The following is a 24,915-nucleotide window of genomic DNA, read 5'->3' as shown; positions in this document are numbered from 1 at the left end:
TTCCGGACGTAAAGCGAAGCAGTCCGGAAACCCTGCCCCGGAGGCCCGTCACCGCACCCGACAACCACCCGCCCGCCGCAGGCGCAACGGCGAGGAACCGCAAACACCACCCGCACCCACGCCCCGCGCAGCGGACCCGAAACGACGCGAGCCACCACGGCGGGAAAGCCGACAACGTGGGAAGGAACTACTCCGCAACGCGCCGCAAGAAGATCGCCTCCGCCAGTGAGAGCCGCTCCAGCTCCTCGGGGGACACGCTCTCGTTGACGGCGTGGATCTGGGCCTCCGGCTCGCTCAGGCCGATGAGCAGGATCTCGGTGTCGGGGTAGAGACCGGCCAGCGTGTTGCAGAGCGGGATCGAGCCGCCCATGCCGGCGACCTGCATCTCCACGCCGTCGTAGGCCTCGCGCAGCGCCGCCGCCATGGAGGCGTACGCGGGGCTGTCGGTGTCGGCGCGGAACGGCTGGCCCTGGCCGACCTGTTCGACCGCGACCCGCGCGCCCCACGGAGCGGCGCTCTCCAGATGTGCCGCCAGCAGCTTGGTCGCCTCGGCCGCGTCCGTGCCCGGCGGGACCCGCAGGCTGACCAGGGCGCGGGCGCCCGCGTGGAGGGAGGGGGTGGCGCCGACCACCGGCGGGCAGTCGATGCCGAGCACCGTGACGGCCGGGCGGGCCCAGATCCGGTCGGCGACCGAGCCGCTGCCGAGCAGCCCGACCCCGTCCAGGACCTTGGCGTCCTTGCGGAACTCCTCCTCCGGGTACTGGAGGCCCTCCCAGGTGGCGTCCGCGGCCAGGCCGGTCACCGTCGTCGAACCGTCCTCGGCGCGCAGCGAGTCGAGGATGCGGATCAGTGCCGCGAGCGCGTCGGGGGCCGCGCCGCCGAACTGGCCGGAGTGCAGATTGCCCTCCAGGGCGTCGACCTGGACGCGGACCAGGGTCATCCCGCGCAGCGTGGCGGTCACCGTCGGCAGTCCGGCCCGGAAGTTGCCGGCGTCACCGATGACGATGGCGTCGGCGGCCAGCAGTTCGGGGTGCGCCTCGGCGTACCGTTCCAGGCCGCCGGTGCCCTGTTCCTCCGAACCCTCCACGATCATCTTGACGTTGACCGGCACGCCGCCGTGCTCCTTGAGGGCGCGCAGCGCCGTCAGATGCATGATCAGGCCGCCCTTGCAGTCCGCGGTGCCGCGGCCGTACCAGCGGCCGTCGCGCTCGGTCAGCTCGAACGGCGGGGAGAGCCAGGCGGCCTCGTCCAGCGGCGGCTGCACGTCGTAGTGCGCGTAGAGCAGGACCGTCGGGGCGCCGGCCGGGCCGGGCAGGAAGCCGTACACGGACTGGGTGCCGTCGGGGGTGTCCAGCAGCGCCACGTCCTGGAAGCCGTCCGCCCGCAGCGCGTCGACGATCCAGTTGGCGGCGGCCTCGCACTCGCTCCGGGGGAACTGCGCGGGGTCCGCGACCGACTTGAAGGCCACCAGCTCGGCCAGTTCGGTCCTGGCACGGGGCTGCAGCGCGGCGACGGTCTGGGCGAGCGGGCTGTCAGACATGGAACGCTCCTTGTGGGCGCGGCGTTGTGCAGTACGGACCGGTCGGCCTCGTGAGCCGGACGGGCCGGACGTACGGGCATCGGCGCCCCCGATCTTCCCACAGGCCCCTCGCCGGAGAGCGGCCCGTAGGATGCGGGCGGTACACGCAGCCAGGCATCGAACGGGAGCAGTAGCACAGGTGAGCAGCGAGCGGGCAGCGGAGGACAACCAGCAGGTGTGGGACGTCGTGGTGGTGGGCGCGGGGCCTGCGGGCGCCTCGGCCGCGCATGCCGCGGCCTGTACGGGACGCCGGGTGCTGCTCCTGGAGAAGGCGGACCTGCCGCGCTACAAGACCTGCGGCGGCGGCATCATCGGCCCCTCCCGGGACTCCCTCCCGCCGGGCTTCGAGCTGCCGTTGCGCGACCGGGTGCATGCGGTGACGTTCTCGCTGAACGGCCGGCTGGCCCGCACCCGCCGCTCCAAGCACATGCTGTTCGGGCTGATCAACCGCCCCGAGTTCGACGCCGGCCTGGTCGAGTCCGCCAAGGACGCGGGCGTGACGGTCCGTACGGGTGTCACGGTCTCCCGGGTGGAGCAGCACGGTGCCGAGGTGCCGGACCGGCGGACCGTCGCGCTGGTGCTCGGCGACGACGAGGTGGTGCTGGCCCGCGCGGTGGTCGGTGCGGACGGCAGCGCGGGCCGTATAGGGGGCCATGTCGGGGTGAAGCTCGACCAGGTCGACCTGGGCCTGGAGGCGGAGATCCCGGTGCCGGCGGCAGTCGCCGAGGACTGGGCCGGCCGGGTGCTCATCGACTGGGGTCCGATGCCCGGCAGCTACGGCTGGGTCTTCCCCAAGGGCGACACGCTCACCGTCGGTGTCATCTCGGCGCGCGGCGAGGGCGCGGCGACCAAGCGCTATCTGGAGGACTTCATCGGGCGGCTGGGTCTCGCGGGCTTCGAGCCGAGCATCTCGTCGGGGCATCTGACGCGCTGTCGCGCCGAGGACTCGCCGCTGTCCCGCGGCCGGGTGCTGGTGTGCGGGGACGCGGCCGGGCTGCTGGAGCCGTGGACGCGGGAGGGCATCTCGTTTGCGCTGCGGTCCGGGCGGCTGGCGGGGGAGTGGGCGGTGCGCGTCGCCGAGGCGCATGACGCGGTCGACGCCCGCCGCCAGGCCCTCAACTACGCCTTCGCCATCAAGGCGGGGCTCGGGGTGGAGATGGGCGTGGGCCGTCAGATGCTCAAGATCTTCTCGCGCCGTCCCGGGCTGCTGCATGCCGTGCTCACCGGCTTCCGCCCGGCCTGGCAGACCTTCGCGAAGATCACCCGCGGGACGACCACGCTGGCCGAGATCGTGCGGACGCACGGGATGGCGCGACGGGCGCTGGAGGCCATGGACCGCGGCTGACGGCGGGCGGGCCGGGGCGCGTACGGGCAGGTTCGGCGGTCCGGCCGCGGCACGTGGGGCGGGTGAGCCGCCGGGCCCGGGTCGCCCTCCCGGTGGGGCGGGGAGCCGCGCCGTACTTCCGGGGGAGTACGCCCGGCCACCGCGCCGGGCTGACGCCGCCGGGCCCCGCCGCGGTCTAGCGTGACGGCATGGAGAATGCACGGCCGCCGTGGGTGCGGCGCTGCGCCGGCGCGGCGTGGGAGCGGTGGCCGGCGGCCCCGGCCGGGGACCCGCGCGGCCGGTACGGCACCCGGCTGCCCTGGCTGTCGACCCTCGTGGTGACGCTGGTGGTGACGGTCGGCTCCGGTTTCGCCGGCCACGACCAGCCGGGCCGGGTCCCGCTGGACTCCCCGGGCCGCGCGCTGCTGGTCCTCGGCGGGGCCCTGCTGCTGTTCCGGCACCGCTGTCCGCGCACCGTCGCCGTGGGTACCGCGGTCACCGTCGCGGTCTACCTCGCGGCCGGCTATCCGTACGGACCGGTCTTCCTCACCCTCGCCCTCGGCGCCTTCTCGGCGGTCGTCGCGGGACACCGCGCGGTTGCCTGGTGGGCGCTGGGCGGGGTGTGGGCCTCCCATGTCCTGGTCGCCCACTGGCTCTACCGGTGGCTGCCGCCCCCGCACGACGGGCCCGCGCCCTGGGGGCAGGAACTGCTCGTCACCGCCTGGGTGGTGGCCGTGGTGGCCCTCTCCGAGCTGGTGCGGGTGCGCCGGGAGCAGCTGGCGAGGGCGGCGGCCGAGCGGGCCGCGGCGGAGCGCCGCAGGGCGGACGAGGAGCGGCTGCGGATCGCCCGTGAGCTGCACGACGTCCTGGCCCACAGCATCTCCGTCATCAACGTCCAGGCGGGCGTGGGGCTGGCGCTGCTCGACAGCGACCGGGAGCAGGCGCGGGCCGCGCTGACCACCATCAAGGACGCGAGCAAGGAGGCGCTCGGCGAGGTGCGTCAGGTCCTCGGCGCCCTGCGCACCCCGGGCGACGCCCCGCGTTCCCCGGCCCCCGGACTGGACCGGCTGCCGGAACTCACCGAGCAGGCCGCGAGCGCCGGGCTCACCGTGGACGTCACCACCGAGGGCGACCCGGTCCCGCTGCCGCCCGGCACGGATCTCGCCGCTTTCCGCATCGTCCAGGAGGCGCTCACCAACATCGTCCGGCACTCCGGTTCCCGTGCCGCCCGGGTGCTGCTCCGCCACTCGCCCGGCGTGCTGGAGATCCGGGTCGACGACGACGGTCCGGCGACCGCCGGGCCGGACGGGCCGGGCGGCAACGGGCTGATCGGGATGCGGGAGCGGGCCGCCGCGCTGGGTGGCACCGTCGAGGCGGGCCCGCGCCCGGACGGCGGTTTCCGGGTCCGGGCCCGTATCCCGCCGGCCGGGGCGGGGACGGCGGGCCGGGAGGCGGGCGCGGATACGGTGAGCCGCACCGCCACCGAGGAGGAGTCGTGATCCGGGTACTGCTCGCCGACGATCAGCTGCTGGTGCGGGCCGGCTTCAAGGTGCTGCTGGACGCCCAGCCCGGTATCGAGGTGGTCGCCGAGGCCGGGGACGGGCAGCAGGCGCTGGCCGCGGTGCGCGAACACCGCCCGGACATCGTCCTGATGGACATCCGGATGCCGGTGCTGGACGGTCTGGCCGCCACCCGCCGGATCACCGGGGACCCGCGGCTGCGGGAGGTGAAGGTCGTCATGCTGACCACCTTCGAGCTGGACGAGTACGTCTTCGAGGCGATCCGCTCGGGTGCCTCCGGTTTTCTGGTCAAGGACACCGAACCGGAGGAGCTGCTGCGGGCGGTGCGCGCGGTCGTCGCCGGTGACGCCCTGCTCTCGCCCGGGGTGACCCGCCGTCTCATCGCCGAGTTCGCGGCCCGTTCCAAGGAGCCGGCCGCGGCCGGTGCGCTGTCCGCGCTGACCGAGCGGGAGCGCGAGGTGATGGCGCTGGTCGGGATCGGCCTCTCCAACGCGGAGATCGCCCGCCGGCTGGTCGTCAGCCCGCTCACCGCCAAGACACACGTCAGCCGCACCATGGTCAAACTGGGCGCCCGCGACCGTGCCCAACTGGTCGTGCTGGCCTATGAGTCGGGGCTGGTGCGGCCCGGCTGGCTGGGGTGAGCCGGGCCGGGGCACGGGCCGGGTGCGTGACCGGCCCGCGGCGGGCCCCGGAGCTCAGATGCCGGACCGCTCCTGCCACAGCTGCAGCAGCGACTCGTCGCCGGTGACGGTCATCGCGTCCCACGGCAGACGGTTCCACAGCGCGAGGTACAGCTCCTCGGCCGGGCCCTCGACCGTGCAGTCGGCCGGCTTGCCGTCCTCCGGCCCGTCGGCGTCCGGGGCGCTGCGCACCGTCTGCGGTGCGGCGTCGGAGAGCTGCACGGTCCAGTCGGCGCCGCGCGCGTTCACCGCCCGCAGCCGCAGGCTCCGGGGCAGGTCCGTACGGACCCGGCTGCGGTCGCGGGAGTGAAAGCCCGTCAGGAGTTCGTCGATGCCGTCGGCGGCGAAGGCGGACGGGAGGGGGGTGAGGGACGCGCCGGCCGCCTGCTGTGCGTCGGCGCGGTGCACCGAGGTCTCGTGCGCCTGGCGGCGCGCCCAGAACGCCAGCGGGGACGCGGCGGGCAGGAACGTCCAGGCGGCCAGGTCCTGTGGTGCGGAGTGCAGCGCCAGGACGAGGTGGTGGTGGCCCTCGCGCAGCCAGGGCACGAGTGCGTCGTCGGCCAGGTCCGGGGCCTCCGGGGGGCGGCTGGGCTGCTGCCCGCCCTGGGACACGTACTCCGTCGCCCAGCGGTGCACCCGTCCCACATGGGTGACCAGGTCCCGCATCTGCCACTCGGGGCAGGCCGGAATCCGGGCGTCCGGCCCCGCCTCCTGCGCGGCATCGGCGAGCAGGCCGCCGTCCAGTCGCAGCGTTTCGACGAACTCAGTGATCTCCATGCCCCGAGTCTGCCAGCCGGTACCGACGGTGAACTCCCGCGGGGCGGGCGCCGGCCGGGCGGTGTGCGGTGGTAGGCGCCGGCGCGGCGGCCCGGTATGTCAGGACGGTCCGGTGTGGGCCCCACGGGTGGCGTAGGCGATCCCCGCCGCGACCGCGGCGAGCAGGGCGACCGTGGTCAGCGCGGCGGGCAGGCCGGCCGCCTCGGCGAGGAAGCCGATGGCGGGCGGGCCGAGCAGCATGCCGCCGTAGCCGACGGTGGAGGCCACCGCGACGCCGTCCGGGCCGCCGGTCTCGCCGGCCCGGGCCAGGGCGATGGGGAAGATGTTGGCCAGGCCCAGGCCCGCGACGGCGAAACCGGCACAGGCCGCCCAGGCCGTGGGGGCGAGCGCGCCGAGCAGCATGCCCGCGGTCGCCGTCGTCCCGCCCGCGATCAGTGCCCGTGGCGCCCCGAAGCGCTGTACGAACGCCGTTCCGGACAGCCGTCCCAGGGTCATCGCCAGCGCGAACACCGTGTATCCGGCGGCGGCCGTGGCGGGCCCGGCGCCCAGGTCCTGGGAGAGGTGCAGCGCGCCCCAGTCGGCCATCGCCCCCTCGCCGTACGCGGTGCACAGGGCGATCAGCCCGAAGACGAGCACCAGACGCCGGGCCCGGCCCGTACGGGCCCGCGCCGGACGGCCCTCCTCCGGGGCGGGCAGCTGCTCGGGGACCTCCGGCAGCGGCTGTCCGCACAGCGCGCGCCCGGCGACCACCGTCACCAGCAGCCCGAGCGCGGCGAGGACCAGCAGGTGGACGGTGGCGGACAGCCCGCCCGCGAGCAGTCCGCCGAGGCCCGCGCCGAGCATGCCGCCCAGGCTGAAGGCGGCGTGGAAGCTCGGCATCACGGGACGCCGCAGGGCGCCGATGAGCGCCACCGCGGCGCTGTTCATCGCGACGTTGAGCGAGCCGTAGGCGGCGCCGAAGACCAGCAGGACCAGTCCCAGCGCGGTCGCGGAGTGGGTCAGGGGCGGCAGCACGATGCTCAGCGCGAGGCCGGCCGCGGCGGCGACCGTCACGGCGGGGCTGCCGAACCGCCGGCACAGCCGTCCGGCGATCATCATGAAGGCGACCGCGCCGGCCGACACGCCGAGCAGGGCGAGTCCGAGGGCGCCCGCTCCGGCGCCGGTCTGCGCCTTGATCGCGGGGATACGGACGACCCAGCCGGCGAAGAGGAAGCCGTCCATGGCGAAGAAAGCGGTGAGCGCGATACGGAGGCGGGTCAGCCCGGAACCGGCGGGAACGGCGCCCCGGTCCCGCGTGAGGGCACTCCGTATTTTGTTTAGTGTCGGCACAAAGTCAGAATAGGGGGGTGACCCAGACTCGGACAACCAGGCTGGAGCGAGGCCGTGGCGCCCTCGGCCCCGCACTGGAGCTCGTACACACCGGCCGTGCGCCCACCCGCGCCGTCCTGACCTCCGAACTCGGCGTGACCCGCGCGACCGCGGGCGCGGTGGCCGCCGAGCTCGAAGCGCTCGGACTGATCACCGTCGACTCCCGGCCGACCGCCTCCGCCGGCTCCCAAGGACGCCCCTCCCATCGGCTGTTCGTCGCCGAGCGCGGACCGGTGGTGCTCGCCGCGCAGATCCACGCGGACGGCTTCCGGGTCGCGCTGGTCGGCCTCGGGGGCCGCATCGTGGCGACCACGTACGGCTGCGGCACCATCCCCGCCGACCCGGCCCATGTGCTCGCCGATGTCGTCGCGGCCGGCGCCGAGCTGCTGCGCGAGACCGGACGGCGCTGCCTCGGCGCGGGCCTCGCGGTGCCCTCCGCGGTCGCCGAACCGGACGGCGAGGCGCTCAACCCGCTGCACCTCGCCTGGCCTTCGGGCGCCCCCGTACGCGCCCTCTTCGTGCGCTCGCTCACCGAGGCCGGCATCCCGGGCGTCACCGCGCAGATCGGCTTCAGCGGCAACGACGTCAACCTCATGGCACTCGCCGAACACCGGCACGGGGCCGGCCAGGGCGCCCGCGACCTGCTCTGTGTGGCCTCCGGCCACCGGGGCGTCGGCGGCGCGCTGGTGCTCGACGGCCGTCTGCACAGCGGCAGTTCGGGCCTGGCGCTGGAGGTCGGCCATCTGACCGTCAACCCCGAGGGCGCGCCCTGCCACTGCGGCAGCCGCGGCTGCCTGGACGTCGAGGCGGACCCGCTCGCCTTCCTCGGCGCCGCCGGCCGCGAACCGGGCCCCGAGGTCTCGCTGCTCCAGCAGGCCGCCGACCTGCTGCGGGACGAGTACGCCGATCCGGGCGTCCGCGCCGCGGCCGACCTCCTCATCGACCGCCTCGGCCTCGGCCTCGCCGGCCTCGTCAACATCCTCAACCCCGACCGCATCGTCCTCGGCGGACTGCACCGCGCCCTGCTGGAGGCCGACCCGGAACGGCTTCGCGCGGTGGTCGCCGACCGCAGCCTGTGGGGCCGCAGCGGCGGGGTGCCGATCCTGCCCTCCGGCCTCGACTACAACAGCCTGGTCGGCGCGGCCGAGCTGGCCTGGCAGCCGGTGCTGGACGATCCGCTGGTCGTCCTCGACCGGTAAGGGGCGGGCCGGGCCCGGCAGCGGCTCCTGGGGGCGCGGGGCGGGTCCGGGGACCGGGGCCCGCGTACCCCTCCGCAGGCAGGCCCCGGGCGGACTCCGTAGGCTGCGGTCATGATTCCCGAAGCGGTCGCGCGCAGCCCGTACGTCAGCCTGGTCACCTTCCGCAGGAACGGGACGCCGGTGGCCACGCCCGTATGGGCGGTGGCCGACGGGGCGGAACTCCTGGTGTGGACGCGGGACGACAGCTGGAAGGTGAAGCGGCTGCGCCGCGACACCCGGGTGACCGTCACCCCGTGCGATGTGCGCGGCCGGATCGCCGAGGGCACCCCGACCGTCGAGGGCACCGGCCGGCTCCTGGAAGGCGCCGACGGGCTCGGGCGGGTGCGCAAGGCGATGGCGCGCAAATACGGGCTGCGGTTCCGGGTGATGGATGTCGTCGGCGCGCTGGCGCGCGGCGGCAAGCGGCCGCATGTGGGGATCTCGGTGACCCTCTAGGCGAGTTGTCCCGGTGCGGACGGCACGCCCACGCGCCGTTCACCGGCCGTGGTGGGACGCCGGCGCCCAGTCGGCGGCGAACGCCCGTGCCGGGTTGTCCGTCAGGAACCGCCGCACCAGGTCCGCGCCCAGGGTGAGCGCCAGCCGCTCCCGGAGGCGGCGCAGCAGATACGGCATACCGGGGCCGCCGTTGACCGAGCGGGCGTCGGCCGTGGTGGTGTCGCCGCCGAGCAGAATCCGGTCGCCGAAGCCCGCGTCGGCGAGCGAGGCCAGTGCGTCGGGCAGCCGCCAGTCGGTCGCATGATGCGCCCGCGACGGACCGTCGAAGGCCAGATACGCCCCCGCCTCGGCGGCCTTCCGGTGCACCACCGGGTCCGGTGAACGGTTGAGATGACCGAGGATCACCCGGTCCGGCGGGACCCCCAACTCCCCGCAGAGCAGGTCGAGTACGTCCAGCGCCCCGGTGCCCGACTCCAGGTGGACGCCGAGAGGGGCGCCGGTCGCGCGCTGGGCCTCGGCGGCGGCCGTCATGGTGCGCCGGGCATGCCCGTCCAGCCCGTGGAATCCGCCGGCGACCTTGATCATTCCGGCTCGGGGGCCGGTACCGCCGATCCCCTCGGTCAGCTCGGCGACGAACAGCCCGGCCGGCTCCGGGCCGACCCGCTCCAGCAGCTCGGGGGAGTAGTGCACCGCCTGGTGCAGCCCGGTGGCGGCGACGATCCGCACCCCCGACTCCCGGGCCAGCCGCGGCAGTTCGGCGGCGCGGCGGCCCATGCCGTACGGCGTCCACTGGACCACCGCCGCGCCGCCGGCCGCCCGGAAGGCGCGCAGCTCGGCGGCCGCCGCCCCGGCGTCGTCCAGCTCCTGCCCCGGCAGCCGGGGGCTGCGCAGGAAGAGATGGTCATGGGCGTCGCAGACACCGAGCCCGGCGGGCGCGATGTCCCCGAGGACCGTACGGATGGCGGGCGCGGCGGGGGCGGTGGGCTCGGCGGGGGCGTCCGCGGGCGCCGGGCTCACCACAGCCGCCCGGTGCCCAGCCGGCCGGTGCCCGGCGCGGACAGATGCAGCACCTGGTAGCGGTCGCCCGCGGACCGCGGGGAGCCGTCCGCCCAGAGCGTGAAGTGGACCAGCTCCCAGCGCCGGGGGTCGAGGGCCAGCGCGGTCGAGTGCACCCCGTCCGTCGTGGCCAGCTCCTCGTGCCCGGCGACCGCCCGCGCGATGACGGTGGCGGCGTCGGCGTCCTCGGCGAGCGCCGCGGTCCGCCGGGTGAAGGAGCGGGGGAGGGTGCCGGCGGCCGGGCCGGGTCGGTGGAACAGCCCTTGCCAGTGCTGGACGGCCGGCCGCCCGAAGTCGCGGACCACACCGCGGAATCCGTCCCCGAGCAGGAAGCGGTTCATGGCCTCCGGTTCGGCCCAGAGGTAGAACGGCGCGTACTCGTTGACCGGCGCGCCGTCGACCCCGCGCTCCCGGATGCCGTACGCCTTGAGGCCGAGCCCGGCGAAGTCGTCCAGGAGATGGCCCCTGGTACGGACGCGGTGCCGGATGATCTCCATGTCGTAGTCGGCGGGCAGGGGGAGGGCGTACTGCATGGCGTGCATGACGGGCTCCGTACGGATCGCGGGTGGGCGGGGCGTTCAGCCGGCGGTGGTGACCTGCGCGCCGAGCAGGGCCAGCACGCCCTGTACGGCCGCGTCGAACGGCGCGGCGTCATCGGCGGCCCGGGCCAGCACATAGCCGCCCTGGACGACGGCCGCGACGGTCGCGGCGGTCGCCGCCGGGTCCAGCGCGGCCGCGAGTTCGCCGCGCCGCTGCCCCTCGGTGAGGACCTCGGCGATCCGCTCCCGCAGCCGGTCGAACATCTCGTCCAGCGGCCGCCGCAGCTCGGCGCTGCGCACCACGTCGCGGTCCTGGGTCATCCGGCCGACCGGGCAGCCGCGCAGCACCTGCCGCTCCCGCAGCAGATACGCCGCGACCCGGTCGTACGCCGTGCCGGGGCCGCCCAGGCACTCCTCGGCGGACCGCCTCAGGTCCTCCGCGGTGCGCCGGACCGCCGTCAGGGCGAGGTCGGACTTGCCCTGGAAGTGGTGGTACATGCTGCCCTGGCCGACGCCCGCACGCTCCAGGATCGCCTTGGGGCTGGTGCCGACATAGCCCCGCTCCCACAGCAGCTCCTGAGTGCTCCGAATGAGTCGTTCCCGGGTGTCGAGCGGTTGCTGATCGCTGCCCATGGGCGCACTGTACATACTAGTAGTTACAGAGATCAAGAGTGAGTGGGCGGGGAGCGGGGGTCGGGTGGTGGCTGCGCGCCGTGCTCCCGGGCGCCTGGGGGTGGCCGGGCGGCGGGTGGTCGCGGACGGGAGCAGGCCACCGCCGCCCCGCGTACTTCCCGTGTCGTACGGACGGTGCCGCCGGCGGTACGACGACCGGGGGACGCCGGCGCGCGAGGCTCGGAGGAGACCGGGAGCACCCGGTCGGTCCGGGGCCGGGAGGCGCCGGGCGATCCCGCCCCACCGAGGAGCTGATCGTGATGTCCGAACTCGCCGATCCCTGGTCCGGCGGCGGCCCCGGCCCCTGGTTCCTGTTCGCGCCCGTCCTCTGGGTGCTGGTCGTCGCCGGGGTGGTGACGCTGCTGCGCCGCACCGTATGGCGCCGCGGCGGGCCCGGCCGGCCGTTCCGCGGTCCGGGGTACCCCGCCCGTGCCGAGACGCCCTCGCCCCTCGCCGTGCTCGGCCGGCGCTTCGCCGCGGGCGAGATCGACGAGGAGGAGTACTGGCGCCGGCTCTCCGTCCTGGAGGAGCACTTCGCCCAGGGCCCCAAGGGGGGCGCGGCATGACCACCGCCGGCCCGGACCGTCACGCCGTCCGGGCCGGCCGGGGGCCGTCAGCCGACCCTGGCGCCCCGGACCCTGATGTGGGAGCCGGCCGCCGTACGGATCTCCTCCAGCGGCAGGGACTCCCACTCCCCGTACCCGCGGACCGTGCAGGCCTCTTCGGGCGCCGTGGTCAGGGCCGGAAGGGTGAACCACACGACCTTGCCGCTGCCGTCCGGGCGCACCCCCCAGCTCTCACTGAGCGCCGCGATCAGCGCCAGGCCGCGGCCGCAGGTCTCCCAGCTCTCGGCGACCCGGATACGGGGCAGCCGGGGGTCCTCGTCGTGCACCGAGACGGTCAACTGATCAAGAAGGACGCACAGTTCCACGGTGCAGTGCTTGCTGGGGCGGGCGTGCCGGTGCACATTGGCGAGGAGTTCGGTCACCCCGAGCGCCGCCGGGTCTATCAGGGCGTCGAGACGCCAGTACCGCAGCTGCGCGGAGACGATTCTGCGCACATGTCCGATGCGAGCCGGAACGGCTTGGAGCTCCACCGTGCAGTGCCTGCTGGGCTGCCTGATCACGACCGCGACTCCCTGATGAGGCCGGGCGCCCCTCGTACCGGGCAGGGGCGAAGATCGAATCCAGCGATGCCGGCTGCACCACAGCGTCACCGCTGGTGAACCCTCAGTGATACGAGATCCAGGGTCAGGCAGCCGGCGCGCTCCCGCAACCGCACCTCCCAGCCGGAGCAGGCCGTCAGGGGTGCGGTGGACGCGCCGCCTCCAGCGCCTTGAAGAAGAGTTCCGGGGCGCCGAGCGTGAGCGAGTAGCGGTGCCCGTTGAGCGTGGCGAGCGCCCGGTCCCGCGCCGCGAACAGCGGTTTGTGCGCCTCCACGGCCTGGAGCGGGGCGCTGTCGATCTCCCGGCCGTAACTGGTCAGCAGCGCGAGCCTGCCGTCGCTGATGACGACCTGGCCGGCGCGGGTCAGGGACCGCAGCCACCGCTCGATGCGTACGCCGGTCGCGTTGAACTCGGGCTCCGCCATGCCGGCGCCTCCTCGGTAGACGGGCAGCTGCCCTCCACCGCCCCTTGAGGGAAGTCTGCCGCTACCGCGCCCGCCGCACCAGTGGCCCGGGGCGTGGTGCGCACAACAGCCCCGCCCCACGGCCTCCTTGGGGTATCTCAAAGTGATGTTTATGCAGGTGAGAAGGGTGCAGCGGGTAGCTATAGTCGGAATCGGCCCGCCGTTGTGCGCGGGCGTTTCGAACCCCCGAGGAGCGCGCCGGTGAGCACCGCACAGCAGCCGCAGAACCGGTCCGACCAGGCCGCGGCCGAGGCCCCGATACCGACCGTCGACGTCGACCACAGCGATCCGGACTACCGGAGCTGGCTCAAAGAAGCCGTCCGCAAGGTCCAGGCGGACGCCAACCGCACCGCCGACACCCATCTGCTGCGCTTCCCGCTCCCCGAGCGCTGGGGCATCGACCTCTACCTCAAGGACGAGTCGACGCACCCCACCGGCAGCCTCAAGCACCGGCTGGCCCGCTCGCTGTTCCTCTACGGGCTGTGCAACGGCTGGATTCGGCCGGGCAAGCCCGTCATCGAGTCCTCCAGCGGCTCCACGGCCGTCTCCGAGGCGTACTTCGCCTCCCTCATCGGGGTGCCGTTCATCGCGGTGATGCCGGCCACCACCAGCCCCGAGAAGACCCGGCTGATCGAGTTCCACGGCGGCACCTGCCACCTGGTGCAGGACCCGCGGACCGTCTACGAGGTCTCCGCCCGGCTCGCCGCGGAGTCCGGCGGTCACTACATGGACCAGTTCACCTACGCGGAACGGGCCACCGACTGGCGTGGCAACAACAACATCGCCGAGTCGATCTACCAGCAGCTGCGCCTCGAACGCTATCCCGAGCCCGCCTGGATCGTGGCGACCGCGGGCACCGGCGGCACCTCCGCGACCATCGCCCGCTACGTCCACTACATGCAGTACGACACCCGCATCTGCGTCCCCGACCCGGAGAACTCCTGCTTCTTCGACGGCTGGCGCACCGGCGACGCCACGACCGACTGCGCCACCGCCTCGCGCATCGAGGGCATCGGACGGCCGCGGATGGAGCCGAGCTTCGTGCCCGGCGCCATCGACCGGATGATGAAGGTCCCGGACGCGGCCAGCGTCGCGGCCGTACGCGCCCTGGAGACCGCGATAGGCCGCAAGGCGGGCGGCTCGACCGGCACCGGGCTGTGGAGCGCCCTGAAGATCGTCGCCGAGATGGTCGCCGAGGGCCGTACCGGCTCCGTCGTCACCCTGCTGTGCGACCCCGGCGACCGCTACCTGGACAAGTACTACTCGGACACCTGGCTGACCTCCCAGGGCCTGGACATCACGCCCTACGCGCGCACCATCGAGGAGTTCCTGGCCACCGGCTCCTGGACCGGCTGAACCTCCGGGCGGGGCCCCTCAGGGCCGGGCGAGCCTGCGGTCCAGGGCCCGTGCGGACTCCCGGAAGGCGCGGCCGAGGCCCGGCCCGGCCAGCGTCAGCAGCAGGCGGAACGGCGCCGGGCCGTCCGCCGCGAACGTCCAGCGCAGCCGGGTGCCGCCGCCCGCCGGTGTCAGCCGCCAGTCCTCCAACAGGGCGCGCAGACCAGGGGCGTTGGTGGTGTCGACGCGGTAGGCGTAATGCGTGCCGGGCTCGGCGGCCAGGACCGTTTCGCCGAAGCGGGTGCCCCCGGTCAGCCGCACCTCGCGGCCCGCGCCGCCCCGCGTCGCCGCCGCGTGCGCCACGCCCGTGAACCAGCGCGACCAGCCGGCCACATCGTCCGCCAGCGCCGCGTACACCGCCTCCGGCGGTGCGCCGACCTCCGCGGCGAACACCAGCCGCAGCGGGGCGGTCTCGGCGAAGTCGAGCTCAACGGGGCGGAGTCGGCGTGCCATGGGACGAGCACCCCCTACGGGACGGTCGGCGGGCCTGCGCGGGGCACCATAGCTGACGTGTCGTCAGATGTCTGTGTCGTACGCCGGCTCGCCCGCCACCACCAGCTCCGGTGGCAGCTCCGCGAACTCCGCCCGCGCCCCCGCGGGCAGCCCGGCATCCGTCACCAGCACATCCACCTGATCCAGCGTGGCGAACGAACTCAGGCCGACCGTGCCCCACTTGGTGTGGTCGGCGACCACCACCACGCGCCGCGCGGACCGCACGAAATGCCGGTTGGTCTCCGCCTCCGCCAGATTCGGCGTCGACAGCCCCGCCTCGACCGATATGCCGTGCACCCCGAGGAAGAGCACATCGAAATGCAACGACCGGATCGCGGCATCCGCCACCGGGCCCACCAGGGTGTCCGACGGCGTACGCACCCCGCCGGTCAGCACCACCGTCGCGGCGCCCGCACGCGGTCCCGTGCCGCCGACGGCCGCCGCCCGCTGCGCGGCGTAGAACACATCGGCCACCCGCACCGAATTCGTCACCACCGTCAGATCCGGCACCTCCAGCAGTTGCTGGGCCACCGCGAACGCGGTGGTGCCGCCCGCCAGCGCGATCGCGCTGCCCGGCGCCGCCATCTCGGCGGCCGCCTTGGCGATGTCCTCCTTGGCGCTCAGCTCCAGGCCCGACTTCGCCTCGAAACCCGGCTCGTGCGCACTCGGCTCGCTGACCGGCACCGCACCGCCGTGCACCTTCTCCACCATGCCCTGCCGGGCCAGTGCGTCCAGATCGCGACGGACCGTCATGTCCGACACGCTCAGCCGGCGGGTCAGCTCATTGACCCGCACCCCGCCCCGCCGTCTGACCTCGTCGAGAATCAGGGCACGCCGCTGCTCCGCGAGGAGATTCTGGTTGTCACTCACCCCGGCCCGTCCCTTCCGCCCGGCACGCCGCGTCGGGTCGTACACATCGGCTGCCGCCGACGATCACTGATGCCCTCATCCTCGCACGAGGCACTGACAGCGACGGCGTCGTCGGGTGAGACGGTTCGCGGCGGGTGGGGCGAGAGGGTGGGGCGGTGGAGACAGGGGGGCGGGGGCCTCGCGGCTTCCCGGCGGCCCGCCGCTGCTCCCCCGCCCCCTCCCCCTCCCCCCCCTTCGGGGGGAGGGGGAGGGGGCGGGTTCGGGGGTGGGGGGGGGCACGCGTACGCGCACGCGTCGCCCCGAGCCACCCTCCCCAGAACCCCGCCCCCAACCGGTGCTGGATGCGCCGCTGCGGGGAAGAGACAATCCTGGGGGCGTCGCACCGCACGGCGCCGTACGGACTACGGGGGAATTCAGTGGAGACCGCGGACCCGACACCGCACGCCCGCTCAACGGACCACGGCAGCACCGGAGATGGGCCACCGGAGCACGCACCGCAGCTCTCCCTGGAGCTGCTGGTGCACGGCGTCGGCGGCACCACCGCCCAGGAGATGCTCGGTGACCCACGCGTCCAGCTGATCACCGGCGACGACACCGCCGCCTGCTACCGCCGCGCCGAGGACGCGGACGCCGAGCAGCGGCCCGACGACTACCGCGGCGAGCCGGTCCGTGAGGCGTACTGCTGGTCCAACCTCACCTCGGGCAACGGCGCCCGCGCCCTGTGGCTGCTGCTGGTGCCCTTCATGGTCGCCAACCTCGCCCACTGGATGCGCCCGGCCGCCCCGTCCGAGCACCCGGCGCAGCGGATCTACGACCTGCTGGTGCGCATCCTCGCCCTCACCCTCACGGTTCTGCTCGCCGCCGCGTCCTGTGAGGTCGCCCTCGACCTCACGGCCTGGCAGTGCGCCGGCACCACCGTCTGCGCGGCCGGAAAGTCCTGGATGGGCTTCCTCAGCCCCGACAACTCCGGCTGGTGGAGCGCCCCGGGCCGCCGCGTCGCGCTCGCGTCCGTGGTGCCGCTGCTCGTCATCGGCTTCCTGTGGTGGCTCTCGCGCCGTACGTGGAGCGCCTACGAGTCCGCCTCGCCGCCGCCGCGGCTGCCCGGCACCTCCCGCGACACCCCGGTCGCCGAACGCACCGCGCTCAGCCGTGAGGGCTTCTGGTACGGCCGCCGGCTGGTCGCCCGGCTGCGCGCCGCGCACACCACGGCGGGTGTGCTGACCGTGGCCGCGGTGCTGCTCGCCGCCGCCGCGAAGGCCGACGGGCGCGACGGCGGGCAGAGCGTCCTCGCGGTCACCGGGCGGGCCCTGACCGCCCTGGTCATCCTGCTCGCCGCCATCACCCTGGTGGTCGTCTGGCGCACCGCCCGCAGCGAGGACGCACCGGACGTCACCTCTGACCACCTGGTCGTACGGGCGCTGCCGTTCGCCGCCCTGGGGGCGCTGACGCTGACCGCGGTGCACTCGGGCTGGGCGCGTCCCGGTGCGCACAGCCACGGCCCGCTGCCCGGCGCCAGTGCCTTCGGCGGGATCGCCGTCTTCCAGGGCGCGCTGGTCCTGGCGCTGGCGGTGACCGCCTGGGTCCTGCAGCGCGCAGCCCGCGACGACTCCCGTACCGCGCTGCGCGGCATGGGCGGGCCCGCCGTCGCGCTGCTGGCCTGTGCGGTCGGCGGGGTGCTGTCCGGCGGCGTCGCCCAGCGCTTCGCGGACTGGCTGGACGGCGGCGCGACGCCCGGGCAGGCGCACGCCCCGATCCCCGGGCCGCCGGTCCTGCTGTCCTGGCAGGCCTCGGTCATCCCCGCGCTGCTGGTCGTCGTCGCGGTGGTCGCCGTGCTGGCCGCGATCCGGGTGGTGATCGTCCGCAACCGGGTCGCCAAGGACATCCCCGGGCTCTACGACCCGCGGGAGCGTCCGGACGCCGGCCGCACCAAGCGCATCGCCGCCACCATCGCCGGCGCCGGACTCACCGATTCCGCGCCCGTCCTGATCGCGGCCACCTCCGCCGTCACCCTCGTCCTGGGGGCCGGTGCGGTGGTCGGCGCCTGGCTCACCGGCCGGGCGCCCGGCCGCGCCACCGAGGGCGCGCCGCCCGTCGTGCACGCCGCCGCCGAGACCGCGGAGTCCCTGGGCTCCTGGCTGATGGGCGCCGGCGTCATACTGCTGATCACCATGGGCCGGCGCGCCTACCGCGACCACTCCGCCCGCCGCACCATCGGCATCCTGTGGGACGTCGGCACGTTCTGGCCGCGCGCCGCGCACCCCTTCGCACCGCCCTGCTACGCCGAGCGCGCCGTCCCCGACCTCACCTGGCGGATGGCGACCTGGACCGAGCGGTTCGACGGCCGGCTGGTGCTCTCCGGGCACTCCCAGGGCAGTGTGCTGGCGGCCGCCGCGGTCTGGCAGCTGGACCTGGTCACCCGCAGCCGGGTCGCCCTGATGACGTACGGCAGCCCCCTGGAGCGGCTCTACGGGCGCTGGTTCCCCGCCTTCTTCGGGCCGCCCGCGCTGACCGGACTGCACCGCGAGATGGACGACTGGCGCAATCTGTGGCGCTTCACCGACCCCATCGGCGGCCCGATCCGGCTCACCTGCGAGGACGGCCGGCGGATCGACCAGGGGCCGCTGCGCGACCCGCTCGCCTTCGGCCGCACCCTGCAGAACCCGCTGCCCGCCCAGATCCTGGGCCACGGCGACTACCAGGCCGACCCGGCGTTCGGCACGGTCCGCGGCGAACTCATCGCCCGGCTCAGCCCGGACGTGCCCTGCCAGCGGCCGGCGGGCGAGCACCCGGAGGGCCGTCCGGCTCAGGGGAGTTCGGGCAGGTCGTCCGGGTAGAGGAGGGTCAGGTCGTCGGTGCTCGGGTCGGTCAGCAGCGCCACCCGGCCCGCGTGCCGCTCGACCATCGCCTCGAACGTCTGCCGCGCGGTACGGCCGTTGCCGAAGGACGGGCCCTTGGGGAGCGCGGTGAAGTACTTCAGCAGCGCCTCGCCGGCCCCTTCGGCGAGGTGGTACTCGTGCTCCTCGCCCTGCTGCTCGACGATCCGCAGCAGCTCCTCGGGGGCGTAGTCGCCGAAGGTGATGGTGCGTGAGAAACGGGACGCCACACCGGGGTTGACCGCGAGGAAGCGTTCCATCTCGGCGGTGTAGCCCGCCACGATCACCACCACCGCCTCCCGGTGGTCCTCCATCAGCTTCACCAGGGTGTCGATGGCCTCCTTGCCGAAGTCCCGTCCGGAGTCCTCGGGGGAGAGGGCGTACGCCTCGTCGATGAACAGCACCCCGCCGCGCGCCCGGTCGAACGCCTCCTGGGTACGGATGGCGGTCGAGCCGATGTGCTCGCCCACGAGGTCCACCCGGGACACCTCGACCAGGTGCCCGCGCTCCAGCACGCCCAGCGACGCCAGGATCTCGCCGTAGAGCCGGGCCACGGTGGTCTTGCCGGTACCGGGGGAGCCGGTGAAGACCAGGTGGCGGCGGACCGACGCGGCCTTCAGGCCCGCCTCCTGCCGCCGGCGGCCCACCTCGATCATGTTGATCAGGCTGCGCACCTCCCGCTTGACGCTCTCCAGCCCGACGAGGGTGTCCAGTTCGCCCAGCACGTCGGCGGACGGCCGGCTGCTGACGGCCGGCTCGGCGGCCGCCGGGTCCGGCGCCGTGCCCTGTGCCGGGACGTTGCCCAGCAGCCCGGCCGTCTGCGTCATCCGCTGCACCGTGGGCGCCGCCGGGCCGTCGGCCGGGGTGCCCACGGCACGGCTCTCGTCGCTGGTGCAGTCCTGGACCGTCGGCCCGTCGCCCTGGCCGGCCCCGCCCTCGGCGAACTCGTAGCCGCCGCGCGCACACCGTTCCGTACGGCACCGCGTCAGCGTCGTACGGCAGCCGTCGATCACATGGAAGCCGAAGCCCGCGCTGCCGGTGACCCGGCAGTTCTGGAAGGTGCCGCGGCCCTCGGCGGAGACGTAGAACCCCGCCTCGGTGGGCGAACTGACCGTGCAGCCCTCGATGGTGGGGTCCGCGCCCTTGGTGACGATCACGCCGGTCTGCGCCCCGTCGACGGTGCAGTTGGCGAGCGTGCCGCCGCTGCCGTGGTCACGGAACCAGGCGCCGGTGGCGGCCTCCCGGATGCGGCAGTCGTCCAGCTGCACGGTCGCCCCGTCGCTCACCGACACCGCGGTGTTGCGGACCTGCGCGATATCGCAGTCGACGACATCGGCGCGGGAGCCCCGGTCCAGGACGAACAGCGCGTCCGGGACGTCGTGCACCCGGGTCGCGTCCAGTACGGCGGTGGCGCCGTCACTGACCCACACCGCCGGGTAGTCGCCCGTACTGTCATGGATCTCGCACTGGTTGGCGTCCACGCGGGTGCCCGGGTCCCAGACGGACAGCCCGTTGCGCCCGAAGTGCCGCACCGTGCTGCGGGTCAGCGTCAGCACCGAACGGGACCGCAGGTCGACGGCGTTCTCCGGGATGTCGTGGATATCGCAGTCGGCGAGGGTGAGGACCGCGTCGGTGTCGAGGGTGACGCCGTCGGCGGAGGTGCGGTGGACGGTGCAGTCGGTGAAGTGCCCGGTGGCCCGTGAGGCGACCTGGATGCCCGCGCCCTTGATCTCGTACAGCTCGCAGCCCACCGCCTCGACCGAGCTGCCCTCGCCGTGCAGGGACAGTCCGGCGCCCGAGGCGTGGTGGATGCGGCAGTTCTCCAGCCGGGGGTGCGCTCCGCCGCGCACCGCCACCCCGGTCTGCCCGGCGGCCATCACCTCGCACTCCTCGAAGACGCCGCCGGCGCCGTCCAGGACGCTGATGCCCACCCCGCCCGCGTTGTCGACCGTGCAGCGGCGCACCGTCGGACGGGCCCCGCCGCGCACCTCGATGCCGGAGGCCGACCGGGTCACCACCCGCAGCCCGGCCAGTTCCGGAGCGCCGTCCTCCACCAGCAGCGCGGGCGACGCCGAGTCCGTCGCCTCCAGATGCAGGTCGTGGACGGTGGCCGAGGCGCGCACCGTCAGCGCGACCCCGTCGGCCGGGACGATCCGCACCGAACCGCGCGCCCCGTCCGGGCCGCGCAGGGTCACCGCGCGCGCCAGCACCAGGTTCTCGCGGTAGGTACCGGCCGGGACGGTCAGCACATCGCCGTCCCCGGCGGCCTCCAGGGCGGCGGCGAGCGAGCTGTACTCCCCTGTACGGCGTCGCCAACGCGAGGTTCCGGAGTGCGTCACCTGGACCGAGCCCTGTGCCATGGCGCTGTCGTGTCCCCACTTCGTGCGGCGGTTGTCGGCCCGGCACCCATCCGTCCGCGGATGTCCGTATTCCGGTCTGCGAGGCCCCAGCCGAGAGGCTGGCGCCCCCACCGTAGCGCGCCCGGCGGGCGGGAGTTGACACGGTCGGCCCCCTTGCCGGGCAGCCGCTCAGCTGCCCGTGTCGGCCCGTCCCCAGTCCTGTCCCGCGCGCTTCCACTCCTGGTCCCAGCGGCGGAAGCGACGCACCATCAGCTGCCAGACGATCATCCGCCGGGCGCCCTCGATCATCATGCCGACCCCGGCCGTGGTGCCCAGCCCGGCCAGCACCGCATGGGTGTCGGCCGTGCCGGTGTCCATCGGCCGCGGCACCACCCGGCCCCGCGCGTCCGTCCAGATCCGGAACCGTTCGCCGGTCTCCACCGGGCGGGGCGCGGCGAGCCGTCCCAGGTGCGCGCTGCCGTCCCGGGCCGTCCAGCGGGCGAGGACCCGGCGGTGCGCGTCGCGCTGCGAGGAGGTCTCCGGGTCGGGGTCGAGCGGGGCCCGCGACAGCAGCCGGTCGACCGTGACCCACACCAGCTGCCGCTGCTGGTGCTGGCGCCGTACGGTCTCCCGCAGCGTGTCCTGCGCGGTCCGGCCGGCGAGCCAGCCCGTGGAGGTCGACCCGAGGACGATCAGGAGGGCCGCGACGAGCGCCACCCAGGCCTCGATCCGATCGGTCCGGCGCCGCAGCGGATTGCGCCGCCAGCGCCACACGCCTCTCATCGCTCGCATCGTTGCCCCTCTCCGTGTCCGTGAATACCGCATCAGGGGTGGTCCACGCGAGAGTTCTGCGAAGAGAGAGCAACATCACCGGGTACAAAGGGCATCTCCCGGACGTACGGAACGAGTCCCCGGACCGCTCGCGCCGGGCCCGCCGGACCGGTATCCCGCCCGGTCAGCGCAGCCGTACCGCCACCGTCACCACGGCGCCCGCCGCGTCCGTCCCCGGTGCCCCGCCGGTGACCGCGGACCGGTCCGCCACCTGGCGCGCGAGCCACGGCCCACGCCCCTTCGGCGCGCCGTCCAGGCCGGGCAGCAGCTCGGGGATCACCTCCGCGGCGGCCCGCCGGCCGGGGGGGCCGCCGCGGAGGTGTGCCGGCCCGTCAGGCGAGGATCTCGAACGGGTCGCCGATGCGGATCGTGCCGGCCCCACGGGGGATCAGATTCTGGCCGAAGACCAGCCGGTCACCGAAGCGGCGGTGGCGGGCGAGGGTCCGCAGCGGCTCCTTGCCGCGCTCGGCGGTGAGCTGGTCGGTGGTCGTGACCACGCAGCGTGCGCTGGGCTTGGCGACGTCGAAGACCACCTCGCCGATACGGACCCGCCGCCAGTCGTCCTCCGCCCAGGGCGCGGTGCCGTCCACGACCGCATTGGGCCGGAAACGGTTCATGGGCAGCGGGCCCTCGTCGGCGTGGTCGCCCTGCGCGATCAGCGAGTTGAGGGCGTCCAGTGACGAGACGGTGGTCAGCAGCAGCGGGAAGCCGTCGGCGAAGCTGACCGTGTCACCGGGCGCGGAGTACGCCGGGTCGACGGGCCGGCGCCGCTCCGGGGCGTCGAGATGCACCAGCCGGCACGCGACGCCCAGATAGCCGCTGAACCACTCGTCCGCCTCCGGCCCCGCGGGCACCGCCTCGACCTCGTCCGCCCAGACCTCGACCGGGACCGTCTCCCCGGGTGCGGGTACCGCGACCGCCAGTGGCTTCCTCCCGGGCGCGGTCAGCCCGAGGGCGCCACCCGGCAGCCACTCGGCGCGCGCCAACGACAGCGCCGGCTGCTGCCGTTGGGTGAGCTGCCGGCCCGCGGCGTCCACCAGCAGCCAGCGTCGGTCCCCGGCGAGCCCCCACGGCTCCACGACCGCCTCGCCGGGACAGATCCCCGCAATCGACTTGACCGGGTAGAGGCGGATCGACTGGAGCGCAGGCTTGGACATGCCTGCCATCCTGCCAGCCGCCCCGGACCCCTGACCGGTCGGCCGGGTCAGTAACCGCGCGGGTACTGGCGGCCGTACGGGTCGTCGTAGGGCGCGGCGGGGCGCGGCGCGACCGGAGCGGCCGGGCGCATCGCCTCGTACCCCGTGCCCATGGACGGGCGCTGGGGCTGCTGCTGTTGCGGGGACGGATAGCCGCGGGTGGTGCCCGCCTGCTGCGGGATGTACGGCGCCGGGGCCTGCTGGAGCGGGGCCACCGGCTGCGCGGCGGCTCCTGGGTACCCCTGCCCGGGCGAGGGGTGGGAGGGCGCGGCCGGAAGGGCCGGCAGCGCCGAGGGCAGCGCCGGCAGATACGACGAGCCCGTGTCGTAAGGGGAGGGGTTCACCCGGATCGGGGCGATCTGCGGCGTGCCGCGCTCGGCGACGAGGCTGTCGTAGATCGGGGTGTCCGGGAAGGAGGGCGAAGCGTAGTAGCCGCCGCCGTAGGTAGAGCGGGGGGAGGTCATGCCTCTTAAGTTAAGCCCACGATGTGCCGATTGGGGAGTCTGGAAAGAGGGTTGTTTCAGGTGTTCGGAGTGGCCCAGGAGCACCAATGGGAGCGAACCTGTGGAAATCGGTCGCGATCGCCCGTAGGAATCCTGTAAAGACCCCGCTTCTCGCAGGTGAACAAGGGGCGTTCGGGACGACAGGGGCCACGTAGGTTGGAGGGGCCACCACTGACGGGGCACGGCGGACGAGAGGAAGGCGCGGCGATGTCGATGCTCAAGGGCAGCAACGTTCCGGTTCCGGCCCCGGCGGTCCGGGTCGAACTGGGCTGGCAGGCGGCACCGGGGGCACCGGACGTGGACGCCTCCGCCCTGCTCCTGGTGTCCGGAAAGGTCCGCGACGACGGGGACTTCGTCTTCTACAACCAGGCCGTGCACGCCTCCGGAGCCGTACGCCACGAAGGCAAGCGCCCGGCCGGCGGGGCGATGACCGACCACCTCGCCGTCGACCTGTCCGCCGTCGAGCCCGCCGTCGACACGGTGGTGCTCGCCGCCTCCGCCGACGGCGGCAGCTTCGGCAGTGTCCCGGGGCTGCACGTCCGGGTGCTGGACGCGGCGGGCGGCACCGAACTCGCCCGCTTCGACAGCCGGGACGCCGGCAGCGAGACCGCCTTCGTCCTCGGCGAGTTCTACCGGCGCCAGGGCGCCTGGAAGTTCCGTGCGGTGGGGCAGGGGTACGACACCGGGCTCGCCGGGCTGGCCACCGACTTCGGCATCAGCGTCGAGGAACCGGCGCCGCCGCAGCCCCCGGCGCCGCAGGCCACGGTGCCGCAGGCCACGGTGCCGCAGCCCCCGGCCGCCGCGCCCGCTCCGGCCCCCGCCGCCCCCGCCGCGCCTCCGGCCATGGCGCCCGCGCCGCCGATGACGCCGCCCGCCGCCGCGCCCCCGCCCGTGCGTCTGACGAAGGTGACCCTCACGAAGGCGGCCCCGGCGGTCTCCCTGACGAAGCAGGGCGGCACCTCAGGGGCGCTGCGGGTGAACCTCAACTGGAGCGGCGGCTCGGCGGGCAAGCGGCTGGGCAAGAAGCTCGGCCGCAAGGCGCTGGAGGCCATGGGCGCCCGCGGCGCGCTGCTGCCGTCGTCCGGGGAGCTGGACCTCGACCTGTGCGCGCTGTACCAACTCACCGACGGCGCCGCGGGCGTGGTCCATCCGCTCGGCAACAACTTCGGCGCGCTGCACGCCCCGCCGTACATCCAGCTCGACGGCGACGACCGCACCGGCGCCGTCGCGGCCGGCGAGAACCTGACCCTCAACCTCGACCACCAGGACCGCATCAAGCGCGTCCTGATCTTCGTCACCGTCTATGCCGGCGCCCGCAGCTTCGAGGGGCTGAGCGCGACCGTCACCCTCCAGCCGCAGCACGGCGCCCCGGTCGACTTCACCCTGGACGCCTGCACGGTGCCCTCCAACGTCTGCGCGCTGGCCCTGATCACCCACACCGGCGGCGAGCTCGTCGTCCAGCGCGAGGCCCGCTACCTCGTCCCCGAGCCCGGAGTCAGCCCCCAGCGCACCGTCGACCAGGCCTACGGCTGGGGTCTCGACTGGTCACCGGCCCGTAAGTGAGCGGCGGCGCCGGGGC

24 protein-coding genes are annotated in these 24,915 nt (G+C 74.5%); 9 read left to right on the top strand and 15 right to left on the bottom strand.

Annotated features, from left to right (window positions below; translation table 11 throughout):
- Positions 1-187 precede the first annotated feature (187 nt).
- Positions 188-1,540, bottom strand: a complete 1,353-nt coding sequence (locus tag ACGFN2_RS25335) for a dipeptidase (RefSeq protein ID WP_362603588.1) — start codon at positions 1,538-1,540, stop codon at positions 188-190.
- A 178-nt stretch (positions 1,541-1,718) separates the two neighbouring features.
- Between ACGFN2_RS25335 and ACGFN2_RS25330 the strand changes: the two genes are divergently transcribed.
- The 3 genes from ACGFN2_RS25330 to ACGFN2_RS25320 all read left to right on the top strand — a co-directional run bounded on the left by ACGFN2_RS25330 (position 1,719) and on the right by ACGFN2_RS25320 (position 5,064).
- The gene (locus ACGFN2_RS25330) at positions 1,719-2,924 is read left to right on the top strand and encodes a geranylgeranyl reductase family protein (protein ID WP_362603586.1); all 1,206 of its coding nucleotides are present in this window, start codon (positions 1,719-1,721) and stop codon (positions 2,922-2,924) included.
- Between the two features lie 188 nt (positions 2,925-3,112).
- Entirely contained in the window at positions 3,113-4,402 is a 1,290-nt protein-coding gene (locus ACGFN2_RS25325; protein WP_393364176.1) for a sensor histidine kinase, read from the top strand.
- On the top strand, positions 4,399-5,064 hold the full coding sequence (locus ACGFN2_RS25320; protein ID WP_362603582.1) for a response regulator transcription factor: 666 nt from the start codon (positions 4,399-4,401) through the stop codon (positions 5,062-5,064). The genes ACGFN2_RS25325 and ACGFN2_RS25320 overlap by 4 nt, the downstream gene beginning before the upstream one ends.
- A gap of 54 nt (positions 5,065-5,118) precedes the next feature.
- On the opposite strand, the gene ACGFN2_RS25315 is transcribed toward ACGFN2_RS25320, so the two are convergent.
- Positions 5,119-5,880, bottom strand: coding sequence for a maleylpyruvate isomerase family mycothiol-dependent enzyme (locus ACGFN2_RS25315; protein WP_362603580.1), 762 nt, complete (start codon positions 5,878-5,880; stop codon positions 5,119-5,121).
- 99 nt (positions 5,881-5,979) lie between these two features.
- A complete protein-coding gene (locus tag ACGFN2_RS25310) occupies positions 5,980-7,209 on the bottom strand; it encodes an MFS transporter (RefSeq protein WP_362603578.1) in 1,230 nt (409 codons plus the stop codon).
- 17 nt (positions 7,210-7,226) lie between these two features.
- Here ACGFN2_RS25310 and ACGFN2_RS25305 point away from each other — a divergent pair, with 17 nt between their 5' ends.
- Positions 7,227-8,447 (top strand): ROK family protein, encoded by a 1,221-nt coding sequence (locus tag ACGFN2_RS25305; protein ID WP_362603576.1) that lies wholly within the window; start codon positions 7,227-7,229, stop codon positions 8,445-8,447.
- Between the two features lie 111 nt (positions 8,448-8,558).
- Complete coding sequence (locus tag ACGFN2_RS25300) at positions 8,559-8,942, top strand: PPOX class F420-dependent oxidoreductase (protein ID WP_362603574.1); 384 nt, start codon at positions 8,559-8,561, stop codon at positions 8,940-8,942.
- A gap of 39 nt (positions 8,943-8,981) precedes the next feature.
- On the opposite strand, the gene ACGFN2_RS25295 is transcribed toward ACGFN2_RS25300, so the two are convergent.
- The 3 genes from ACGFN2_RS25295 to ACGFN2_RS25285 are packed head-to-tail and all read right to left on the bottom strand — an operon-like array spanning position 8,982 to position 11,170.
- Positions 8,982-9,962, bottom strand: coding sequence for a phosphotriesterase (locus tag ACGFN2_RS25295; RefSeq protein ID WP_393364171.1), 981 nt, complete (start codon positions 9,960-9,962; stop codon positions 8,982-8,984).
- Entirely contained in the window at positions 9,956-10,540 is a 585-nt protein-coding gene (locus ACGFN2_RS25290; RefSeq protein ID WP_393364168.1) for a DUF4865 family protein, read from the bottom strand. The genes ACGFN2_RS25295 and ACGFN2_RS25290 overlap by 7 nt, the downstream gene beginning before the upstream one ends.
- A 36-nt stretch (positions 10,541-10,576) precedes the next feature.
- A complete protein-coding gene (locus tag ACGFN2_RS25285; protein WP_362603568.1) occupies positions 10,577-11,170 on the bottom strand; it encodes a TetR/AcrR family transcriptional regulator in 594 nt (197 codons plus the stop codon).
- A gap of 299 nt (positions 11,171-11,469) precedes the next feature.
- On the opposite strand from ACGFN2_RS25285, the gene ACGFN2_RS25280 reads away from it, so the two are divergent.
- The gene (locus ACGFN2_RS25280) at positions 11,470-11,775 is read left to right on the top strand and encodes an SHOCT domain-containing protein (RefSeq protein ID WP_362603567.1); all 306 of its coding nucleotides are present in this window, start codon (positions 11,470-11,472) and stop codon (positions 11,773-11,775) included.
- Between the two features lie 47 nt (positions 11,776-11,822).
- On the opposite strand, the gene ACGFN2_RS25275 is transcribed toward ACGFN2_RS25280, so the two are convergent.
- Both ACGFN2_RS25275 and ACGFN2_RS25270 read right to left on the bottom strand, forming a co-directional pair.
- A complete protein-coding gene (locus tag ACGFN2_RS25275) occupies positions 11,823-12,335 on the bottom strand; it encodes an ATP-binding protein (RefSeq protein WP_393364164.1) in 513 nt (170 codons plus the stop codon).
- A gap of 175 nt (positions 12,336-12,510) precedes the next feature.
- Positions 12,511-12,798, bottom strand: a complete 288-nt coding sequence (locus tag ACGFN2_RS25270) for a hypothetical protein (RefSeq protein WP_362603563.1) — start codon at positions 12,796-12,798, stop codon at positions 12,511-12,513.
- Positions 12,799-13,038: 240 nt separating this feature from the next.
- On the opposite strand from ACGFN2_RS25270, the gene ACGFN2_RS25265 reads away from it, so the two are divergent.
- Positions 13,039-14,193, top strand: coding sequence for a PLP-dependent cysteine synthase family protein (locus tag ACGFN2_RS25265; RefSeq protein WP_393364161.1), 1,155 nt, complete (start codon positions 13,039-13,041; stop codon positions 14,191-14,193).
- Between the two features lie 18 nt (positions 14,194-14,211).
- On the opposite strand, the gene ACGFN2_RS25260 is transcribed toward ACGFN2_RS25265, so the two are convergent.
- Positions 14,212-14,685 (bottom strand): SRPBCC family protein, encoded by a 474-nt coding sequence (locus tag ACGFN2_RS25260; RefSeq protein WP_362603559.1) that lies wholly within the window; start codon positions 14,683-14,685, stop codon positions 14,212-14,214.
- A gap of 63 nt (positions 14,686-14,748) precedes the next feature.
- A complete protein-coding gene (locus ACGFN2_RS25255; protein WP_362603557.1) occupies positions 14,749-15,594 on the bottom strand; it encodes a DeoR/GlpR family DNA-binding transcription regulator in 846 nt (281 codons plus the stop codon).
- Positions 15,595-16,010: 416 nt separating this feature from the next.
- On the opposite strand from ACGFN2_RS25255, the gene ACGFN2_RS25250 reads away from it, so the two are divergent.
- Positions 16,011-18,428 carry a hypothetical protein gene (locus ACGFN2_RS25250; RefSeq protein WP_393364157.1) on the top strand — a complete coding sequence of 806 codons (2,418 nt, stop codon included), beginning with the start codon at positions 16,011-16,013 and terminating at the stop codon, positions 18,426-18,428.
- Here the strand turns inward: ACGFN2_RS25250 and ACGFN2_RS25245 are convergent.
- The 5 genes from ACGFN2_RS25245 to ACGFN2_RS25225 all read right to left on the bottom strand — a co-directional run bounded on the left by ACGFN2_RS25245 (position 18,398) and on the right by ACGFN2_RS25225 (position 23,297).
- A complete protein-coding gene (locus ACGFN2_RS25245) occupies positions 18,398-20,827 on the bottom strand; it encodes a right-handed parallel beta-helix repeat-containing protein (protein ID WP_362603555.1) in 2,430 nt (809 codons plus the stop codon). The genes ACGFN2_RS25250 and ACGFN2_RS25245 overlap by 31 nt on opposite strands.
- Before the next feature lie 168 nt (positions 20,828-20,995).
- Entirely contained in the window at positions 20,996-21,589 is a 594-nt protein-coding gene (locus ACGFN2_RS25240; protein ID WP_362603553.1) for a hypothetical protein, read from the bottom strand.
- Positions 21,590-21,761: 172 nt separating this feature from the next.
- Positions 21,762-21,917 carry a hypothetical protein gene (locus ACGFN2_RS25235; RefSeq protein WP_393364153.1) on the bottom strand — a complete coding sequence of 52 codons (156 nt, stop codon included), beginning with the start codon at positions 21,915-21,917 and terminating at the stop codon, positions 21,762-21,764.
- Positions 21,918-21,969: 52 nt separating this feature from the next.
- On the bottom strand, positions 21,970-22,794 hold the full coding sequence (locus ACGFN2_RS25230; RefSeq protein ID WP_393364150.1) for an MOSC domain-containing protein: 825 nt from the start codon (positions 22,792-22,794) through the stop codon (positions 21,970-21,972).
- 47 nt (positions 22,795-22,841) lie between these two features.
- Positions 22,842-23,297 carry a DUF6643 family protein gene (locus ACGFN2_RS25225; RefSeq protein ID WP_362603548.1) on the bottom strand — a complete coding sequence of 152 codons (456 nt, stop codon included), beginning with the start codon at positions 23,295-23,297 and terminating at the stop codon, positions 22,842-22,844.
- Positions 23,298-23,543: 246 nt separating this feature from the next.
- Here ACGFN2_RS25225 and ACGFN2_RS25220 point away from each other — a divergent pair, with 246 nt between their 5' ends.
- Positions 23,544-24,899 (top strand): TerD family protein, encoded by a 1,356-nt coding sequence (locus tag ACGFN2_RS25220; protein WP_393364147.1) that lies wholly within the window; start codon positions 23,544-23,546, stop codon positions 24,897-24,899.
- Positions 24,900-24,915: the final 16 nt, after the last annotated feature.

The organism is Streptomyces sp. NPDC048612, assembly GCF_043199295.1.
GTDB lineage: Bacteria > Actinomycetota > Actinomycetes > Streptomycetales > Streptomycetaceae > Streptomyces.
The sequence above is the reverse complement of the archived record's forward strand: the minus strand, read 5'-3'. Positions and strand labels throughout refer to the sequence as shown.

Excerpts from the sequence above, each read along its gene's own strand:
- ACGFN2_RS25325 (WP_393364176.1), top strand. The coding sequence starts at position 3,113 with ATGGAGAATGCACGGCCGCCGTGGGTGCGGCGCTGCGCCGGCGCGGCG.
- ACGFN2_RS25225 (WP_362603548.1), bottom strand. The coding sequence starts at position 23,297 with ATGACCTCCCCCCGCTCTACCTACGGCGGCGGCTACTACGCTTCGCCC.
- ACGFN2_RS25280 (WP_362603567.1), top strand. The coding sequence starts at position 11,470 with ATGTCCGAACTCGCCGATCCCTGGTCCGGCGGCGGCCCCGGCCCCTGG.
- ACGFN2_RS25290 (WP_393364168.1), bottom strand. The coding sequence starts at position 10,540 with ATGCACGCCATGCAGTACGCCCTCCCCCTGCCCGCCGACTACGACATG.
- ACGFN2_RS25230 (WP_393364150.1), bottom strand. The coding sequence starts at position 22,794 with ATGTCCAAGCCTGCGCTCCAGTCGATCCGCCTCTACCCGGTCAAGTCG.
- ACGFN2_RS25315 (WP_362603580.1), bottom strand. The coding sequence starts at position 5,880 with ATGGAGATCACTGAGTTCGTCGAAACGCTGCGACTGGACGGCGGCCTG.
- ACGFN2_RS25300 (WP_362603574.1), top strand. The coding sequence starts at position 8,559 with ATGATTCCCGAAGCGGTCGCGCGCAGCCCGTACGTCAGCCTGGTCACC.
- ACGFN2_RS25245 (WP_362603555.1), bottom strand. The coding sequence starts at position 20,827 with ATGGCACAGGGCTCGGTCCAGGTGACGCACTCCGGAACCTCGCGTTGG.
- ACGFN2_RS25260 (WP_362603559.1), bottom strand. The coding sequence starts at position 14,685 with ATGGCACGCCGACTCCGCCCCGTTGAGCTCGACTTCGCCGAGACCGCC.
- ACGFN2_RS25285 (WP_362603568.1), bottom strand. The coding sequence starts at position 11,170 with ATGGGCAGCGATCAGCAACCGCTCGACACCCGGGAACGACTCATTCGG.
- ACGFN2_RS25335 (WP_362603588.1), bottom strand. The coding sequence starts at position 1,540 with ATGTCTGACAGCCCGCTCGCCCAGACCGTCGCCGCGCTGCAGCCCCGT.
- ACGFN2_RS25220 (WP_393364147.1), top strand. The coding sequence starts at position 23,544 with ATGTCGATGCTCAAGGGCAGCAACGTTCCGGTTCCGGCCCCGGCGGTC.
- ACGFN2_RS25240 (WP_362603553.1), bottom strand. The coding sequence starts at position 21,589 with ATGAGAGGCGTGTGGCGCTGGCGGCGCAATCCGCTGCGGCGCCGGACC.
- ACGFN2_RS25270 (WP_362603563.1), bottom strand. The coding sequence starts at position 12,798 with ATGGCGGAGCCCGAGTTCAACGCGACCGGCGTACGCATCGAGCGGTGG.